Origin of the sequence: Flavobacterium sp. DSR2-3-3 (genome assembly GCF_049896585.1) — a bacterium.
Taxonomy (GTDB): Bacteria; Bacteroidota; Bacteroidia; order Flavobacteriales; family Flavobacteriaceae; genus Flavobacterium.
On the sequence record NZ_JAFCUP010000001.1, the window covers coordinates 60,989 to 79,659 of the forward strand.

The window sequence follows — 18,671 nt, forward strand, 5'->3', positions numbered from 1 at the left end:
GCTTAGAATATATCCTGAAGCAAATTGTGCAATTGTTTGTATTCTATCAAAAAAGCATCGTGTCCGTGAATGGAAACAATTTCCTGATAGGTTACATTATTTTTATATTTTTTTAATTCCTCGTAAGTTGCTTTATTTTCATTTGCAGTAAAAAACAAGTCTGAATTGATTCCTATAATATGAATCTCTGCTTCAATTTTTGAAGTTATCTCTTCGAATGAAGCGCGGTTTCTGGTAATATCGATCGTTTTTAACAGTTGATTCATCATTTTATATGACGAGATCTGAAAACGTTTCTGCAATTTTTCGCCGTGATGCAACAACCAGCTTTCTACATTAAAAATTGCTAATTCTTCATTGGTTGTTCTCTGAAATTTTGCCGCAAAAGATTCCGGAGTTCGATAACACAGCATGGCATGAATTCGAGCGTCTTCAATAGGTTTTGAAGAGTTTTTCAGGATTTGTTCCTGCAAAAAGCAATTGGCAATCAGCCAATCCGTCGATTTCCAATCGGTTGCAATAGGAATTAAGTGTTGTGTAATTTTTGGCTCTAAAGCAACCATTTCCCACGCGATTCCTCCGCCAACAGAACCGCCAATAATAGCATAGGTTTTTTTAATTTCAAGAAAATTAATCCCTTCAATAAAAATTCTGGCAATATCTCTGGTAGTAAAGTCCGAATAATTTTCGATAATCAAATCATCAAAACCATTTCCGGGAACATTAAAAGCGAGTATCGTATATTTTGTGGTATCTATAGTTTTATTTGCACCAATTAAATCATTCCACCACCCCGTTGATCCAACAACTTGCGAATTTCCGGTCAATGCATGATTTACCAAAACGATTGGCGCGGTATGTAATTCTGGTCCAAAAACTTGAAAACTTAAGTTTAAGGCAGCATAAAAAGCGCCACTTTCAGTGGTGAAATTTTGTAATGTAATGGATGTTGGTTTATTTTCCAATTGCAAATCTTTTATGATTTTTGACTTGTGTCTGGAAATATTAGAAAGAAAGCTAGGAGTTATCTAGACAAATTCTTAGTGTTATCTTTCCACGTTTGGCGTGGTAGAATGCAGCACCTTCTTCGATAAATCGAAGGGTTGCTAAGGCTTCATCGGGTCTAATCCCTCTGCCTTTCTTTATAACATTTCAATACGTTTGTGAACTTAAAGATGCAAATTAACCACTATTTTTTGAAATAACCAAATTTTTGTACGCAATCGATTTTTTGTTTGATTTAAATAAAAGCGTGATCACAACAAACATACAAATGTTATTTTGACGAAGTATCATAAAGCTAATTAGATTTTTTACTTCGCCAAAACAACAATTTTAAATACTTTTTTGAAGATCTCAAAACCGAAAATAAATTCGGATTTCTTAAATAAAAAGCACTTCATTCTCTTGGGAATACATTAGAAAAAGTAATGAATTTGGCACTGTTTTTTGTGCCAAAGCATCGTTTTTTGAAATTTCGAATCTAGGGTGAATCAGTTCATTTTTAGAACTGCTCTCTTTTTCCTTTTTCCTCTTAAAGTCAATACTTTTTAGTACTTGAAATGTCTTGGTAAAATACTTCGTTGCGCTCATAATTTTTAGGTATTAAATTTTTAAACTCATTTTTGATTTCATTGTAATTATTATTTTAAAATTTAAAAAGCTTCAGAAAAACAAAAAACCCTTTTAGACACATATCCAAAAGGGTTTTAAGTTATCATACTAACTTATACTTTTGGAATCAACTGACGCAAATACGCATAATGGCCTTTGCATTCATCACATTATTGACTGTTGAACTATTTGGATGCTGGAATTTTTGGTTGTTCATGTATGCTACTATTTCTGTAAAATTATTAGGTTGTATTCAAAAAAAAAGCTTCCCGTTATTTGGGAAGCTTTTGCTATATAATTTAATTTAAAATTATGCAATGAGCGACCCTAAGGAATTGTCCTGCGCGACTTTAAACATAGTGTAAATATTAAATTTCATTTTTACTTTTTTAGAGAATCAAATTTGCAAATTATTTTTTAAATATCCAAATAAGTTTCAAAAAAAAATAATAGCCGTAATGCTCCAGAAGTTATTTTTTACTTTAATTAAACCAAAAAAAGATTTATCAGCAAAAAAAAGTTAAGATTAATTTGCAATTCAAAATGGTTTCATACATTTGCACCCGAATACAAGAGGAAAAATTTGAACTGATTGCAACCTCTTCATAATGAAACAAATTCATTATGAATACTGATAATTTTTCAGTAGAAAAAATGCTAAAGCAGGAACTCTCCTTTAGTCCTTTTCAGCAATTATTTTTTCTCGCTTAATTTAAAAATAATATTTATTATGGCCTATTTATTTACGTCAGAATCTGTAAGCGAAGGACATCCAGACAAAATTGCAGATCAAATTTCAGACGCATTAATTGATAATTTCTTGGCATTTGACGCTGACTCAAAAGTAGCATGCGAAACTTTAGTAACAACTGGTCAAGTAATTTTGGCTGGTGAGGTAAAATCAAATACCTATTTAGACGTACAACAAATCGCTCGTGACGTAATCCGAAAAATTGGTTACACCAAAAGCGAATATATGTTTGAAGCCAATTCTTGTGGAATCCTTTCTGCTATTCACGAACAATCTGCTGACATAAATCAAGGTGTTGACAGAGCAAATCCTGAAGAGCAAGGCGCTGGTGATCAAGGAATGATGTTTGGCTACGCTACTAATGAAACCGAAAATTACATGCCATTGGCACTTGATTTATCTCATAAATTATTGCAGGAATTAGCTATCTTAAGACGCGAAAACAACGAAATTACGTATTTACGTCCTGATGCTAAATCTCAAGTAACTTTAGAATACAGCGATGACAACAAGCCAACTCGTATTGAAGCTATTGTAATCTCGACACAACATGATGATTTTGATGAAGAAGCAACAATGCTTGCGAAAATCAAAAAAGATATTATCGAAATATTGATTCCAAGGATCATTGCAAAAAATCCTGCGCATGCGCATTTATTCAACAATGCAATCCAATACCATATCAACCCAACCGGGAAATTCGTAATTGGAGGGCCACACGGAGATACTGGACTTACAGGAAGGAAAATTATTGTGGATACTTACGGTGGAAAAGGGGCTCACGGTGGTGGTGCATTTTCTGGAAAAGATCCGAGTAAAGTAGATAGAAGTGCAGCTTATGCTACACGTCATATCGCTAAAAACTTAGTTGCAGCGGGTGTTGCTGACGAGATTTTAGTACAGGTTTCGTATGCCATTGGAGTTGCAAAACCAATGGGTATTTTTATCGATACGTATGGTACTTCAAAAGTGAATTTGACTAATGGAGAAATTGCCAAAAAAGTTGAAGCTATTTTTGATATGCGACCTTACTTTATTGAGCAACGTTTGAAATTAAGAAACCCTATTTACAGCGAAACTGCTGCTTACGGGCACATGGGACGTACTCCAGAAACGGTTACCAAAACTTTCTCTGCTCCGGGTGGAAACGAAAAAACGGTTACTGTTGAATTGTTTACTTGGGAAAAATTAGATTTTGTTGACCAAGTTAAAACCGCTTTTGGATTGTAATCATCTAAAAATATTTATATCTAAAACCCGAAATCCAATTGAATTTCGGGTTTTTTTTAGCCCTGATGGAAATGGAAATCCTTTGCTGAAAAAGATTCATTTTTTCTTGTAAAAAAAGAGCGACCAACGGAAGCTCCTTTATTTATTTAGAAAAATAATCTTTTTCAGCAAAGATTGAAATGTACAGCAGGATTAGCTCCTACAAATTATACTTTAAAGAGAAAATCACATAGCGTGGCTGAACAGTATATTGAGAAGTTCTGGTGGCAAATTGGGTAAAACTATCATCATTTAATGAGGTTGTATTCAATAAATTTGTTCCGCTTACTTTGTATTCTAGCTTGCTGCCTTTCTTTTGATAAATTAAACTGGCACTCAAGAAATCATATTCATTATTGACTGTTTTAGCATTGTTGTAGTAATGATAAAACTCATATTCCGCTACAAAAGAAAAACTCCTCAAGAAGAAATAATCCAATTTAGCAAAGGGTCTTTCTGTATAAAAAGTAGCGTTATTGTAATCATTCGTAACCACATTATATCCTAATTCCAGATTAGGCATAATCTTGTAATTCGTTGATGCTTTAAAAGTATAGTTTTGGGTTAAACTCTCGTTTGTTGACAACACATTATTCTGAATGTTATTGAACTTAGACCAATTTAGAGAAGCTGCCAAAGAGGCTTTGTAATTCTTCAGAAAAGAACGTCCGTACGAGCCAGTTCCTGAAAGTGTTTCATCAGCAAAATCAGAGTTGAACGGCGATGAAGTTTGATTCACTCCATTGAATACGGCACTAGTTTTTATCGCGTCTACTCTTTTAGAATAGGAAGCTACCGCAGTAATATTCTCGAAATTAAACATGTTGTATTTAAAATAACGCAACGAATGCTCTTGTACAGTTGCGTTCTCTAAAAATCGGTTTCCTTTGGTCAGGCTATTGTAATTAGAGAAAACAAAACCCTCTGCTAATCTATTTATATCAGTAAAATTATTGGTATACGAAAAATTATAAGTTAATGTTTCCGATTTTTTGATTTGATAAATCGCCAACAAATCCGGCAATGCTCTGAAGAAATTTTGACTGTTACTGGTTCCTAATTGCTCATTTGTCATGTTGTAACTGTGCAGACTTACTCCGGGAGTAAACGTGAATTTCCCGCTCAAAATCTTATAATGCAACCCCAAAAACGTGTCGTTGAAATTGTAAGTCACATCATTTGTGTTGGCATTATTAGTCAGATTATTGACTCTTTCATTATCCAAAATCTGAAAAATACTGGAATTGAAATTTTGATGGGAATACGTATTTCCTAACGTCACATTGATGTTGCTTTTTGGGGTGACCATGTAATAATAATCCAATTTAGCGTCAATTTTATTAGTTTTTACAAAGCGACTCTGGTTGATGTTATTTCTGTTTTGTCCAGCCACATATCCCGCAAAACTGAATGGCTGCGATTGCAAATTAGCATTATAAAAAGGATCTTCTTCTTGAAACAAATGTTGCATTTCGAAAGCAAAAATATTTTTGTCGCTTTGTGTGAAATACAAACTTAAGTTTTGATTTACCGAAATTGGATTTTGATTTTTTATCGTATTAATGTTTTCTATTTTGGAATTATTGTTGACAATAGATTCTCTTAACAGTGAATTATTCTCGTCCTGTTTGGATAATTTGGTTAAAACATCATAATCAAATTGAAACCTCGCACTAGGTTTATAGCTGGAGCTCAATTTGAATAATCCTAAATTACTTTTTTGGTTTGTAATTTCCTGACGGTTCTCCGTAGAAAAAATCTCCGAAGAATTAGGTTGTAAAATATTTGTTTGTGACGATGTTTCTAAATCTGTTAACGAAGAGGAAAGAATCCCAAAACCACTTAAAGTCCACGCTTTATTTACATTGTAGGCAAAATTTGTGGCTCCAAATTTAGTCTCAATTTCCTTAGCTCGGTTATTCCTAAGCAGTGAAATTCCTAAATCATTCGAAGATACATTAAAACTGGAACCGCCTTTTTGCATCATCCCACGAAAACCGCCGGTGAATTTAAAATAATCCTGAACCGTCAACGGCAATTCTCCAATATTATTAAAATTCGTGATTAAATTGATGCTGTATTTTGGGCTGTAATAAAATAATTTTGGATTAATCAAATAGCGACTTTCCTCGTGCGCCACTCCAATTCCCGCGGTCATATCCCCGAACCAGAAATTTTTCTTTCCTGATTTAAGTTTGATATTCATTGCAATATTATCCTGATTGTTCTCTACACCTTTTAGCGCTCCAATTTCGTTGTAGTTGCGCAACACTTGGATTTTATCAATGGCATCTGCCGGAATATTTTTGACTCCTAGCTTTGTGTCGCCATCAAAAAAGTCTTTTCCTTCCACCATTAATTTAGTTACTCGTTTCCCTTCAACTTCAATTTCACCATCAGCATTTACCTCAACACCCGGTAATTTTTTCAGGATATCTTCCAGTTTCCGTTCCGTTCCTGATTTAAAAGAATCCGCGTTATAAACAATGGTATCGCCTTTTATAGAAACTGGCATTTCACGAACAATTTCGACTCCGTCCAGTTCAATTCCGCCTTCTTCAAGTGCAATGTTTTTTATGCTATTTTCTGAAGTTGTAGTGATTTCCAACTCTTTATTCTGCATTCCCAAATAACTGATTTTTATATTATATGCTGTATTGGGTTTTAGATTTAGAAGGAATTTTCCTTTGTCATTTGTTATGGCGTAGGCATCCATTGCTTTTGTGGCTTTATTTACCGCCATTACATTGGCCATTTCGAGACCCGTAGCTTTTGAATCGGTAATTAGACCTTCTAATTTAACGGATTGTGCAAAGGAAAGTGAGGTAATAAAAAACAGGGCAACTACTACTACTATTGTATTTTTCATTTATAAATTATGGATGAAATATAGAGAACTTATTTAACACACAAATTTGATTTGAGTTTACCCTCCAATTCTCATTCTTATTCCGCCATTTCCGCCACGTCCTTGGTTCATCTCTCTAAACTCTTCCATTTTTTTCAAAACGGTTTCGTCAAATTCTTTCTGAGTGGTTATTTTTCCTTTTGTTGACGCTTTTATTTCGGTTTTAACTTTAGGATTCAAAACCACTTTTGAACATAAAATAACCGTTTTACCGTCGTTTACTTCCAATATTAAACCGGGTAATCCCCAGTAATTTTCCGGTCCTTGACTCACTGGAATTTCCGGCGTATACCAAGCCGTAATTATAGTTTCTTTTGGCATATCCAATTCATCCAGAAGACTTGTTTTCTTGGCTGCATCAGCTGGTTTAGTTGCTGCGGCATCTTCTTTTTTTGGTCTGAAGTTTCTAAAATCTGTTTTGCTCGCAACACGTACAGCGGTGGCTTTAAAACAATTGTAGCCCCCAATAACCCGGGTTTCCCCTTCCATTTTCCACTGTAAATTAGGTAAAGAGTCCTTTATCAGAAACTCTTTCCCCATAAACTCTTTATCAACGGTATAGGACTTCTCTTTTACATTTTTATAATATGTTCCGCCGCCGCCAGTCATAGACATCATCATTCGCATTCCGCCACCACCTTGACCTGGAGCTTCCAGTTTTTCTTCTTCTTTGTATATTGATGCCGATTTATCAAAATTAAGAATGAATGTTTTTTCGAACATTTTCTTCATACTTTCCTCGATCCTTTTTTGCATATCCGGAGTCATGTCCTTATTGCCTTCCATTCGTGTTTTAAAATCGGAGGTGCTGGTTTTCGATTCGTACACTGCCATTCCTTGAAATTCCTGAGCTTGAAGTCCCATAAACGATGCGACTGCTATTACTAACGTGAAAATTACTTTGTACATACTTTTGGATTTTAGTGAATAAGACTGGAAAATACTGTTTTTGTTACAATCATTCTGTTAAAATAATAGTAAGACACTCATAATTGTAGAAGGTTTAATTGTAATTTCGCTTTTATGAAGAAAGTAATGCTAATGCTATTTATCGCCTCGTTTTCGGTTGTTTTTAGTCAAAACCAAAAATTAACAGCTGTTAAAATAGATTCTATTCGTTTTGATGGAGATCAATTTCTGGGATATGATCCATTTGGTTTTTATTACACTGTCAAAAATAATGTCTTTTCTAAAATTAACACGCAAGATACTTTAGAATATAAAAACATTTCTTTAGGAAAAATCACCAAAGTTGACCTACAAAACCCGCTTAAAATTGTTTTGTTTTACGAAAATTTCAATACTGTTATCGTATTGGATAATCAATTGAATGAAATCCAAAAAATAAATTTTTCAGAAAACATAATTCCAATCGTAGCAACTGCAATTGGAATTGCAGCAATGAATCAGTTGTGGATTTACAACAGCATGAATCAGCAACTGGGACTTTATGATTATTTAAACAAGGAATACAAGACCATTTCAGTTCCTTTTACCGAAAGCATCAAAAATTATTCTTCAGATTTCAATGTCTTTCATTGGATTGACTTAAAAAACAATTGGTACACTTGTGATATTTTTGGAAGAATAACAATTAAAGGAAAAATTCCTGATTTTGAATCGATTGCAATCATAAATGAAAATCAGTTGATTTATTCAAAAGACTCCCGTTTGTTTCTGCAGGATTTAGAAAAAGATAAAAAAACTGAAATTGAAATTTCGGAAAAAACGTTTAAAAAATTCTATTACAGGGACCAAATTTTATCTATTTTTACATCCACAGGAATTACAAATTATAAAATCACAATACCATAATGCACATAGCAATAGCAGGAAACATCGGCTCTGGAAAGACAACTTTAACACGTTTGTTAGCAAAACATTTTAAGTGGGAACCGCATTATGAAGACGTTGTCGATAATCCATACTTAGATGATTTTTACCATCAAATGGAACGTTGGTCATTTAATTTACAGATTTATTTCTTGAATAGCCGTTTCCGTCAGGTGATGCAAATCCGTGAAAGCGGTAAAAAAATCATTCAAGACAGAACTATTTATGAGGATGCGCATATTTTTGCACCTAACTTGTATGCGATGGGTTTGATGACCAATCGTGATTTCCAGAATTATTCTTCGCTTTTTGAATTGATGGAATCTACAGTTAAAGCGCCTGATTTATTGATTTATTTAAGAAGTTCAATTCCTAATTTAGTCGGACAAATACATAAAAGAGGACGTGAATACGAAAACTCAATATCCATTGATTATTTAAGCCGATTGAACGAACGTTACGAAGGCTGGATTCAGACCTATGACAAAGGAAAATTATTAATCATTGATGTTGACAACATTAATTTTGTTGACAATCCCGAAGATTTAGGAACTATTTTTAATAGAATCGATGCGGAGCTGAATGGGTTGTTTTAGAATCCTCTCCCCAACCCTCTCCGAAGGAGAGGGAGTAGAAACTGGAGATAAAAACACACATAAACAAAAATGCCTCGCAATCGCGGGGCATTTTTGTTTATAATAATTATCTGATTATTTCAAAGCATCAATTTTTGCTTGAACTTCTTCATCTGTTCCTTCAAAATTTTGAATGTCTTCTTTGCCGTTGATATTTGTTTTAATAGTAGCTTTTACTTTTCCATCAACATTGGTTTTTTCGATCATCACTTCTTTAGAAACCATTTCAGTGGTTGCTCGAAAAGGTGCTTTATCCGAAATAGTATGACTTCCATTTCCTAAAATCGGGGCAATTACAAGTCCTATCAAACAGGTCAATTTAATTAAAATATTCATAGATGGTCCAGAAGTATCTTTAAACGGGTCACCTACAGTATCACCAGTGATGGCAGCTTTATGCGCATCAGAACCTTTATAGGTCATTTCACCATTGATTAAAACTCCCGCTTCAAATGATTTCTTTGCATTGTCCCAAGCACCACCGGCATTGTTCTGAAAAACTGCCCAAAGCACACCAGAAACGGTAACACCTGCCATATAACCTCCTAACATTTCGGCGATCAACTGATTATTATCTCCATAAACTAATTTACCCAAAAGTACAATAGCAATTGGAAAACCAATAGTCAAAATGCCCGGCAACATCATTTCGCGCAAAGCGGCTTTTGTAGAAATATCGACACATTTAGCATATTCCGGTTTTCCAGTTCCTTCCATAATTCCAGGAATCTCTCTAAACTGGCGGCGTACTTCATACACCATGTCCATCGCGGCTTTTCCAACAGAATTCATGGCCAAAGCCGAGAAAACGACAGGAATCATTCCGCCTACAAATAGCATCGCTAAAACTGGCGCTTTAAAAATATTGATCCCGTCAATTCCTGTAAAGGTTACATACGCGGCGAACAACGCTAGGGACGTTAATGCCGCCGAAGCAATAGCGAATCCTTTTCCGGTTGCAGCAGTGGTATTTCCTACTGAATCCAATATATCCGTTCTGGTACGCACTTCTTTTGGCAGTTCGCTCATTTCTGCAATACCTCCAGCGTTATCAGATATGGGTCCGAAAGCATCGATCGCTAACTGCATGGCCGTTGTTGCCATCATCGCCGAAGCCGCCAAAGCTACCCCATAAAATCCAGCAAACGCATACGAAGTCCAAATCGCTGCTGCAAATAAAAGTACTGTTGGAAATGTAGAAATCATTCCTGTCGCTAAACCCGCAATTACATTAGTCCCAGCTCCAGTTGACGATTTTTGTACAATTGCCATAACAGGTTTTGTTCCTAAACCAGTGTAATATTCCGTTACCGATGAAATGATTGCGCCTACTCCTAAACCGACAATTGTAGCATAAAAAACGCGCATTGATGAAATTTCTTTAGTGCCTTCGCCGAAGAAATCCATTTTCATCGTTTCTGGCAACATATAATCAACTAAAAAATAACATGCAATTAGGGTTAATCCTATTGAAAGCCAGTTTCCCATGTTTAAAGCGCTTTGAACTTGTGCTTCTTTTGCATTATCATCTGAAATTTTCACAACCATTGTTCCTATAATCGAAAATAAAATTCCAAAACCAGCGATTGCCATCGGTAATAAAATAGGCCCTATTCCGCCAAAAGCATCTTGAATATTTCCGCCCATGTCTTTAATCACATAATTTCCTAAAACCATGGCCGCTAAAACTGTCGCTACATAAGAACCAAATAAATCAGCACCCATTCCGGCAACATCGCCTACATTATCTCCTACGTTATCCGCAATTGTAGCTGGATTACGAGGATCATCTTCTGGAATTCCAGCTTCTATTTTCCCAACTAAATCAGCACCAACATCGGCCGCTTTGGTATAAATTCCACCACCTACTCTGGCAAATAAAGCGATAGATTCTGCTCCAAGCGAAAATCCGGCTAATGTTTCCAATACAATGGTCATGTCTTCCGTAGAAGTCCAAATCCCATTCATAAAAAAGTGAAAGAAGAAGATAAAGAAAGTCGTCAAACCCAAAACGGCTAAACCCGCCACGCCTAATCCCATTACGGTTCCGCCGCCAAAAGAAACTTTTAGTGCTTGTGGCAAACTAGTGCGTGCGGCCTGAGTGGTTCTAACATTAGTTTTTGTTGCGATTTTCATACCCATATTCCCCGCTAACGCCGAGAAAAAAGCACCAAAAACAAAAGCAACAACTATTAATATATGTGTAGTAGGAACGATAAATGAAATTCCGGCTAAAACGATACTTGCTCCAATTACAAAGAAAGTCAATAACCTATATTCTGCTTTTAGGAAAGCCAAGGCTCCTTCGTAAATGTAATCCGAAATCTCTTTCATCTTACCGTCACCCGGATCTTGTTTTAAAACCCATGCTCTCTTGGTAAACATAAATGCCAGTCCAATAAATGCCATGGCTATTGGCAAATAAATCATTATTGTATTCATAATTTTGGTTTGGTTTTTGGTTAATGTTAATAGTGTAACAAAACGAATTTAAACAAAAAAGCAATACTCTTTACAGAATATTGCTCTTTTTGTATAAATTATGATGTTAAATTATTTAATACTAAATAATCCTTCTGGTTTGTTTTCGATTTGATTAAAACGCTCCGTACATTTTCTGATTATCTCGTATGCTTCATTTACATCGCCCCATCCTCCTACATCAACTTTCTTGTTTTCAAGATCTTTGTACACTTGGAAAAAATGTTCAATCTCTTTCAACAAGTGTGGATTCATATCGGATAAATCATTTAGTGAATTCCAGATTGGATCTGAAACAGGTACACAAATTACTTTTTCATCCGGACCTTTATCATCTGCCATGTGAAAAACACCGATAGGTTTTACCTCCATTACGCATCCAGGAAAAGTTGGTTCGTTTACCAAAACCAAAACGTCTAATGGATCTCCATCTAATGCTAATGTTTCCGGGATAAATCCGTAATCAGCCGGATACATCATGGACGAGAATAACATTCTGTCAAAACGCATTCTTTTTATTTCGAAATCATATTCATATTTATTTCTACTTCCTCTCGGTATTTCGATTAAAACATCGAAAGTTGTTAATTTGTCTGCAGTCATTTTAGTTTTTCTTATCTATATTATGGTTGCAAAAGTAAGGAAACTATACGATTACACAATACGAAATTTATGTTATCTCTTAATTAAATTTTAACACACCGTACTTTAAAAAACGACCGTTCTATTTCGTTTTTTCAAATAATGGTGCCACAAAATATAGGTAGCAAATGAACGATACGGACTCCATTTTATTGCGTGCGCTTCCATGGCACCTTTATCATGAATATCCAGCAATTCCTTGATGGTATTTATTACCGCAATGTCTCCTAACGGCAATAAATCCGGGGCTTGCAGACAAAACATCAAATAAATATCAATAGTCCAGTTTCCTATTCCTTTGATTTTGATGAGTTCTTCCCGCACTTGCTGAGCTGTTTTAGTTGGCAAACTTTCTAAATCAAGATCTTTATTTAATATAGCTGTAGCCAAAGCTTTTATATACGACGTTTTTTGACGGCTTACGCCAAGATTCTTTAATTCGGCATCGGAGAGATAAAGTAGTATTTCCGGCGTTACTGTTTTTTGACTGGCTTTTATTTTTAAAAAAGTCGCTTTCGCCGAATCGATAGATACTTGCTGCTCTAAAATCAACAATACCAAAGTCTCAAAACCTTGCGGCCTTTTGGGAATGACCGGCATTCCGTATTGCTCAATAATAGCTTTAAAAACGGTGTCTTTTTCTATAAGATAATCGATGGCTTCTTGCATAATCTGATATTTTTTAGCCCAGATGGAAACGGCATCCTTTTTATGAGGCGATTTTTTTTTCGCCTTATAAAAAGATATAGTGTACAGCTGGAATAGCTCCTAGAAATTAAACCCAAACGATCCTTTTACAGTAAAACGATTCGTATCCGGCGTATTGAGATAATTGCCTCGCCAAGCGAAATCGATTCGAAATACTTTGAAGATATTCCCAATTCCGGCACTGTATTCCCAATACACTTTTTCTGGTGCATTGTAAACTAAACCCGAAGCATTAATGGCTCTGTTCTCATCCGATATACTACCATAAACCCCTTTTACTGAAACAATTTCTCTCCAGTTGAGTTTTCGCATAAACGGAATTCTGGAAAAAAGTTTGCCATTAAAATTATGATTCCACTGCAAAGTCGCATATTGATCGGCTACAAATTCATAGAAATTAAGGTTGCTAAAGGTGTTTTCAAGCAGGAAAAAAGTTTGATTACCCGGAATCACACTCATCAATCCTAAGGGAACTGTTCCAAAGGTTTTCCCTGCTTCCATAATAATATTGGTTCTTCCTAAAGGTCCTATAATGATAGGTTGTTTATAAAATAACTGTAATTTATCATATCTAAAATCGCTATTCAATAATCCTTTAAAACCATGGCTGTAATTGACAAAAAAGCGACTGTAGGGACTGTCTACATTTTCTCTTTCTACAGCAAATCCAATTGTTTTTCTCTTCGGAGTATATTCAACCTGTAAGTTAACTTCTGATTGTTTCACATCACTTTTTGTGACAGCATTGGCAATATCTGTGTAATAATCAAGACTGAAAGTTGGTGATGCAGATTCAAGGGTACGATAGGAAATTCCGGTTTGGAAAATCAAATTTTTAACGGGCTCTATTTCCACCGCAATATTACTCAGGTTGATGTTTGTCAATTTTCCATTATTTCCCGATGAAAATACAGATGACGAAGCAAAACTTCGGCCCAAAATATCGTATGTTGTCGTCAGACTCGCACCAATTTGTTCAATATCACGCCTGTTACCACCGGACAAAATGATTCTTTTTTTCTTATCGACCATCCATTTTCCGGAAAACCCATATTTGAATTTATCATCTTTAAAACCATACGCAGTGTAACCTTGTATACGCCAAGTGTCGTTGGTGCCAAAATACGTTCGTCCGCCTGCCCGCAATCTCACCCCTTCAACTTCGTTATAACCGAAAGTTGAAAAAAGAGGACCATAATCAAAATTCCCAAACTGTAAAAAACCGCTCGCCAAAACCTGTACTGTACTGTAAATTTGCTTGAATTTTTTGACCGTCTGCAACGTATCCAGCATTTTATAAACTCCCAGTTCGTCCTTGGTTAAGTTCTCAAATCGGTTATCGTCCCAATATTCATCTGATTTATTGAAAACATCCGGGTCCATGTAATTGACCTCATCTTTATAAAAAGCAACCGGTTTTTCGTTATTGAACTGATGATTTCTATAATAAGTGGTTCGTTTTCCATAAACACCTTTTGATTTTTCTTTTTTGTTTAAAGCAAAGTCGGACATCAAATAATCCTTCGTTAATAAGAAAACGGAATCGCTTACCACTTCAAATTCCTGCTCAAGATAAATGTCTTTTACCCAGTTGATGTTAGCGCTTTTAGTCACCGCCATATTAATTTTCTTGATGGCAAATGTGGAATCATTGACCCAAAAATCTCCTTTAAAAGTCAATTCGTTTTTACGTCTTGGATAAAAAACAATATTGAAACACCATTTTTTATCAATATACGCACTGTCTTTCAATACATAATTGTAAACATCAATCCCTGTTTTAGATAACGGACTGGTGAAACTTTTGTCAAAAAAAGTTAAGTAATTATTGTAAATATCATAATTGGAATATAAATCTTTAACAAAAGTCAAAATTTGTTGGTTCCCATTAAAACCGGACGTTTTACTGGCTTTCAGTTTCTCTTTTAGTTTTTTCAGTTTATTATCTCCGTAAACGTCATTTAACGATTCGTTTACAAAAATGGGTAAATACGTTTTACCGGTAATTTTGGAAGTATCCATTTGGTTAAAGATAAACTCCATCCCTTTAAAAAGTTTACTTTTCATAAAAGCACTATCAATAGAATTCATGTCAAATTCTATTTTCTCATACTTCTCCATTTGGTATTGATCAAACAAATACAAGCCATTTTGACGTTTTCTTTCCCAAATTTTTCGAAGAATATCCAGCGCAGGATTATTCTTTTTCGAGGTTTTACCGGCAAAAATCACTACCTCATTTAAACTCTCGGCTTCGTTTAGCTGAATTTTTAAATTGTAGTTAACTAATTTCTCTAACGTAATTTCTTTTTCGGAAAACCCTACTGCAGTTATTAATAATACCAAATATTCTTTAGCAGATTCCAAATAAAACTTACCGTCTTCATTGGCAACAATTCCTTCGCTCGAGTTCTTAAAAACCACATTAGCAAAAGGAATCGGCTGATTCAATTTGTCTAGCACCACGCCACTTACCTTTGTTTGTGCAAAAACTGCGTTAGCCATAACAAACAAAAAAAACAAGAGAAACAAAATATTCTTTTTCATAATCATTCAAAAAAAAACCTCATCAAATAGAAAATTGATGAAGTTTCAAATATAGTTAATTAGAACGTTTGATTATTCGATATTTAGAATCTGGATTGTTAATTTTTATCTAAAGTCAAATTCATCAAAACCACTATTTTTTATACATTACTTTTTTAACCGCTTTCACAACATCACCTGCATTTGGCAACCATTCTTTCAGTAAAACCGGAGAGTAAGGCGCAGGCGTATCCGCTGTCGTGATACGTTGAATAGGTGCATCCAAGAAATCAAAAGCGCGTTCCTGAACAATATAGGTAATTTCAGAAGCGACACTTGCAAAAGGCCAAGCTTCCTCAAGAACTACTAATCTATTTGTTTTTTTAACCGATGTTAAAATCGTCTCATAATCCATAGGACGTACGGTTCTCAAGTCAATAATTTCACAAGAAATGCCTTCTTTCGCCAATTCGTCAGCAGCAATGTGCGCCTCTTTGATAATTTTTCCAAAAGAAACAATTGTTACATCCGTACCTTCACGTTTGATGTCAGCAACTCCAAGTGGAATGGTATATTCGCCATCCGGTACTTCGCCTTTATCACCATACATTTGTTCTGATTCCATGAAAATCACAGGATCATTGTCACGAATAGCCGCTTTCAACAAACCTTTAGCATCATAAACCGTAGAGGGAACTACCACTTTAAGACCCGGAGTATTCGCAAACCAGTTTTCTAATGCTTGGGAGTGTGTCGCTCCTAATTGTCCTGCCGAAGCCGTTGGACCACGAAAAACGATAGGAACATTAAATTGTCCACCAGTCATCTGACGCATTTTGGCAGCGTTGTTTATAATTTGGTCAATCCCAACTAAACAAAAATTGAAGGTCATATATTCAACAATCGGTCTGCATCCATTCATTGCTGATCCTACTGCAATACCAGTAAAACCAAGCTCAGCGATAGGAGTATCAATAACTCTTTTTTCGCCAAATTCAGCAAGCATGCCTTTAGATGCTTTGTAGGCACCATTATATTCTGCAACTTCTTCACCCATTAAGTATATGGACTCATCGTGACGCATTTCTTCACTCATCGCTTCGCAAATGGCCTCTCTAAATTGTATCGTTCTCATATTATATGTTGTATGTGTCTAATTTTCGAACAGCAAAAATAAATATTTTATATCACTTAAAAGCATAAAGTATCCAAAATTAATTCAGGATTTACAGTGATAATTTTCAGGAGCTATTTCCGGCTATCTGCTGTATCTTCCTGTGGCTAAAGGAGCCACAGGAAGGATGCCGCTGCTATCCGGGCTACGAAAACGTAGTAGTTAAGTAAAAATATTATGCATGCATAGTATATTATTCAAATTAATATTTTAAATTTGTAAAAGAAATTACGAATAATAAAAAATATAAGTATGAAAATATTAGTTTGCATCAGTCACGTTCCTGATACTACTTCAAAAATTAACTTTGTTAACGGAGATTCTGAATTTGACACTAATGGAGTTCAATATGTAATCAATCCTAATGATGAATTTGGTTTGACACGTGCCATTTGGTTTCAAGAACAACAAGGCGCAACCGTTACTGTTGTAAATGTTGGAGGACCAGAAACCGAACCTACCTTAAGAAAAGCATTGGCGATAGGCGCTAACGAAGCCATTCGTGTCAACGCTACTCCTACTGACGGATTTTTTGTAGCCAAACAACTTGCTGAAGTAATCAAAAACGGCGGTTACGATGTAATTATTGCCGGAAAAGAATCTTTAGACTATAATGGCGGAATGGTTCCTGGAATGATAGCCGGAATTTTAGGATACAATTTCCTAAATTCTTGCACTAGCCTTACTGTTGATGGAACTAGCGTAAAAGCAGTTCGTGAAATTGATGGTGGAAAAGAAACCGTTGCTACAACTTTACCATTAATCATTGGTGGACAAAAAGGATTAGTGGAAGAAAAAGACTTGCGCATTCCTAACATGCGAGGAATTATGACTGCAAGAACTAAAGTATTGACAATTCTGGAACCAGTCGAAGCCACTGTAAATACAAAAGCAGTAAAATTTGAAAAACCAGCTCCTAAATCAGCCGTGAAATTAATTGCTGCTGACAATTTAGATGAATTAATCAATTTATTACACAACGAAGCGAAAGTAATCTAACTGTCATAAAGTCGAATGTTGAAAGTCAAAAAGATAGAAGTTTACACTAATTTCCCTTTATGACTTTGGACTTTAAAACTTTAAGACTAAAATAAAAAATTATGTCAATATTAATATACGCAGAATACGCAGAAGGAAAATTTAAGAAAGTATCATTCGAATTAGCTTCTTACGCAAAAAAAGTGGCTGAAACATTAGGAACTACTGTTACGGCTGTAACCGTTAATGCTGGAGATGTTTCGGAATTATCAAAATACGGAGTAGACAAAGTATTAAAAGTAAGCAACGATAAATTATCAGGATTTACGGCTAAAGCGTACGCCGATGTAATCAAACAAGCAGCTCAAAAAGAAAACGTAAAGTTAGTTTTACTTTCATCCACTACGGACAGTATTTACCTTTCGTCACTTGTTGCAGTAGCATTAGAAGCTGGTTATGCATCAAATGTGGTTGGACTACCGGTTTCAACTTCACCTTTTCAAGTAAAAAGAAATGCGTTTTCAAACAAAGCGTTTAACATTACTGAAATTGCCACAGACGTAAAAGTTCTTGGACTTGCTAAAAACTCGTATGGTATTTTTGAAAATGCATCAACATTGACTGAAGAAGATTTTAACCCAACGATTGGAGACAATGATTTTGGTGTAAAGGTAGAATCAGTTGAAAAAGTTTCTGGAAAAGTTTCTATTGCTGATGCTGACATTGTAGTTTCGGCTGGTCGTGGACTAAAAGGTCCAGAAAACTGGGCGATGATTGAGGAATTAGCTTCTGTTCTTGGTGCCGCAACGGCATGTTCTAAACCGGTTTCTGATTTAGGATGGAGACCTCATGGAGAACACGTAGGACAAACGGGGAAACCGGTTGCTACCAACCTTTATATTGCGATTGGAATTTCAGGAGCTATTCAGCACATTGCAGGTATCAACTCTTCTAAAGTTAAAGTTGTAATCAACAGTGACCCGGAAGCACCATTTTTCAAAGTGGCTGATTACGGAGTTGTAGGCGATGCTTTTGAAATTGTTCCACAATTGATCGAGAAATTTAAAGCTTTTAAAGCTCAGAATTCTTAATTCTAAAAATTCTCTTTAAAAATTATAGCTGCCAAAAAATAAGATATTCGTATCTTTGCTT

The 18,671-nt window shown here is 35.3% G+C and carries 14 protein-coding genes and 1 riboswitch; of the genes, 5 read left to right on the top strand and 9 right to left on the bottom strand.

Going from position 1 to position 18,671, the window contains the following annotated elements:
• Positions 1-2: 2 nt before the first annotated feature.
• Positions 3-965 carry an alpha/beta fold hydrolase gene (locus ACP7AQ_RS00270; RefSeq protein WP_426093896.1) on the bottom strand — a complete coding sequence of 321 codons (963 nt, stop codon included), beginning with the start codon at positions 963-965 and terminating at the stop codon, positions 3-5.
• Between the two features lie 78 nt (positions 966-1,043).
• Positions 1,044-1,151, bottom strand: a riboswitch (SAM riboswitch).
• Between the two features lie 232 nt (positions 1,152-1,383).
• A complete protein-coding gene (locus ACP7AQ_RS00275) occupies positions 1,384-1,593 on the bottom strand; it encodes a hypothetical protein (RefSeq protein ID WP_426093898.1) in 210 nt (69 codons plus the stop codon).
• Between the two features lie 751 nt (positions 1,594-2,344).
• On the opposite strand from ACP7AQ_RS00275, the gene metK reads away from it, so the two are divergent.
• Positions 2,345-3,595 carry a methionine adenosyltransferase gene (metK, locus tag ACP7AQ_RS00280; RefSeq protein ID WP_426093900.1) on the top strand — a complete coding sequence of 417 codons (1,251 nt, stop codon included), beginning with the start codon at positions 2,345-2,347 and terminating at the stop codon, positions 3,593-3,595.
• A gap of 199 nt (positions 3,596-3,794) precedes the next feature.
• Here metK and ACP7AQ_RS00285 read toward each other — a convergent pair whose 3' ends face one another.
• Entirely contained in the window at positions 3,795-6,503 is a 2,709-nt protein-coding gene (locus tag ACP7AQ_RS00285; RefSeq protein WP_426093902.1) for a carboxypeptidase-like regulatory domain-containing protein, read from the bottom strand.
• A gap of 57 nt (positions 6,504-6,560) precedes the next feature.
• The gene (locus ACP7AQ_RS00290; protein ID WP_426093904.1) at positions 6,561-7,451 is read right to left on the bottom strand and encodes a GLPGLI family protein; all 891 of its coding nucleotides are present in this window, start codon (positions 7,449-7,451) and stop codon (positions 6,561-6,563) included.
• A 114-nt stretch (positions 7,452-7,565) separates the two neighbouring features.
• Between ACP7AQ_RS00290 and ACP7AQ_RS00295 the strand changes: the two genes are divergently transcribed.
• Positions 7,566-8,357 carry a hypothetical protein gene (locus ACP7AQ_RS00295; RefSeq protein ID WP_426093906.1) on the top strand — a complete coding sequence of 264 codons (792 nt, stop codon included), beginning with the start codon at positions 7,566-7,568 and terminating at the stop codon, positions 8,355-8,357.
• Positions 8,357-8,971: a deoxynucleoside kinase gene (locus tag ACP7AQ_RS00300; RefSeq protein ID WP_091204248.1), complete on the top strand. Its 615-nt coding sequence runs from the start codon at positions 8,357-8,359 to the stop codon at positions 8,969-8,971. Before ACP7AQ_RS00295 ends, ACP7AQ_RS00300 begins: the two co-directional genes overlap by 1 nt.
• A 114-nt stretch (positions 8,972-9,085) precedes the next feature.
• On the opposite strand, the gene ACP7AQ_RS00305 is transcribed toward ACP7AQ_RS00300, so the two are convergent.
• The 5 genes from ACP7AQ_RS00305 to ACP7AQ_RS00325 form a co-directional block, all read right to left on the bottom strand.
• Positions 9,086-11,452 carry a sodium-translocating pyrophosphatase gene (locus ACP7AQ_RS00305; protein WP_426093908.1) on the bottom strand — a complete coding sequence of 789 codons (2,367 nt, stop codon included), beginning with the start codon at positions 11,450-11,452 and terminating at the stop codon, positions 9,086-9,088.
• Between the two features lie 111 nt (positions 11,453-11,563).
• A complete protein-coding gene (locus ACP7AQ_RS00310; protein ID WP_091173192.1) occupies positions 11,564-12,094 on the bottom strand; it encodes an inorganic diphosphatase in 531 nt (176 codons plus the stop codon).
• A gap of 105 nt (positions 12,095-12,199) precedes the next feature.
• Positions 12,200-12,802 carry a DNA-3-methyladenine glycosylase family protein gene (locus ACP7AQ_RS00315; RefSeq protein ID WP_426093910.1) on the bottom strand — a complete coding sequence of 201 codons (603 nt, stop codon included), beginning with the start codon at positions 12,800-12,802 and terminating at the stop codon, positions 12,200-12,202.
• A gap of 99 nt (positions 12,803-12,901) precedes the next feature.
• The gene (locus tag ACP7AQ_RS00320; protein ID WP_426093912.1) at positions 12,902-15,388 is read right to left on the bottom strand and encodes a DUF5686 family protein; all 2,487 of its coding nucleotides are present in this window, start codon (positions 15,386-15,388) and stop codon (positions 12,902-12,904) included.
• Positions 15,389-15,521: 133 nt separating this feature from the next.
• Positions 15,522-16,502, bottom strand: a complete 981-nt coding sequence (locus tag ACP7AQ_RS00325) for a pyruvate dehydrogenase complex E1 component subunit beta (RefSeq protein ID WP_091204253.1) — start codon at positions 16,500-16,502, stop codon at positions 15,522-15,524.
• Between the two features lie 291 nt (positions 16,503-16,793).
• Here ACP7AQ_RS00325 and ACP7AQ_RS00330 point away from each other — a divergent pair, with 291 nt between their 5' ends.
• Both ACP7AQ_RS00330 and ACP7AQ_RS00335 read left to right on the top strand, forming a co-directional pair.
• The gene (locus ACP7AQ_RS00330) at positions 16,794-17,540 is read left to right on the top strand and encodes an electron transfer flavoprotein subunit beta/FixA family protein (RefSeq protein WP_426093914.1); all 747 of its coding nucleotides are present in this window, start codon (positions 16,794-16,796) and stop codon (positions 17,538-17,540) included.
• Between the two features lie 101 nt (positions 17,541-17,641).
• Positions 17,642-18,610 (top strand): electron transfer flavoprotein subunit alpha/FixB family protein, encoded by a 969-nt coding sequence (locus tag ACP7AQ_RS00335; RefSeq protein WP_426093916.1) that lies wholly within the window; start codon positions 17,642-17,644, stop codon positions 18,608-18,610.
• The last annotated feature ends 61 nt before the right edge of the window (positions 18,611-18,671 follow it).

Bases quoted from the DNA above. Each gene is read 5' to 3' on its own strand.
- ACP7AQ_RS00275 (WP_426093898.1), bottom strand. From the start codon at position 1,593: ATGAGCGCAACGAAGTATTTTACCAAGACATTTCAAGTACTAAAAAGT.
- metK (WP_426093900.1), top strand. From the start codon at position 2,345: ATGGCCTATTTATTTACGTCAGAATCTGTAAGCGAAGGACATCCAGAC.
- ACP7AQ_RS00285 (WP_426093902.1), bottom strand. From the start codon at position 6,503: ATGAAAAATACAATAGTAGTAGTAGTTGCCCTGTTTTTTATTACCTCA.
- ACP7AQ_RS00290 (WP_426093904.1), bottom strand. From the start codon at position 7,451: ATGTACAAAGTAATTTTCACGTTAGTAATAGCAGTCGCATCGTTTATG.
- ACP7AQ_RS00295 (WP_426093906.1), top strand. From the start codon at position 7,566: ATGAAGAAAGTAATGCTAATGCTATTTATCGCCTCGTTTTCGGTTGTT.
- ACP7AQ_RS00300 (WP_091204248.1), top strand. From the start codon at position 8,357: ATGCACATAGCAATAGCAGGAAACATCGGCTCTGGAAAGACAACTTTA.
- ACP7AQ_RS00305 (WP_426093908.1), bottom strand. From the start codon at position 11,452: ATGAATACAATAATGATTTATTTGCCAATAGCCATGGCATTTATTGGA.
- ACP7AQ_RS00310 (WP_091173192.1), bottom strand. From the start codon at position 12,094: ATGACTGCAGACAAATTAACAACTTTCGATGTTTTAATCGAAATACCG.
- ACP7AQ_RS00315 (WP_426093910.1), bottom strand. From the start codon at position 12,802: ATGCAAGAAGCCATCGATTATCTTATAGAAAAAGACACCGTTTTTAAA.
- ACP7AQ_RS00320 (WP_426093912.1), bottom strand. From the start codon at position 15,388: ATGAAAAAGAATATTTTGTTTCTCTTGTTTTTTTTGTTTGTTATGGCT.
- ACP7AQ_RS00325 (WP_091204253.1), bottom strand. From the start codon at position 16,502: ATGAGAACGATACAATTTAGAGAGGCCATTTGCGAAGCGATGAGTGAA.
- ACP7AQ_RS00330 (WP_426093914.1), top strand. From the start codon at position 16,794: ATGAAAATATTAGTTTGCATCAGTCACGTTCCTGATACTACTTCAAAA.
- ACP7AQ_RS00335 (WP_426093916.1), top strand. From the start codon at position 17,642: ATGTCAATATTAATATACGCAGAATACGCAGAAGGAAAATTTAAGAAA.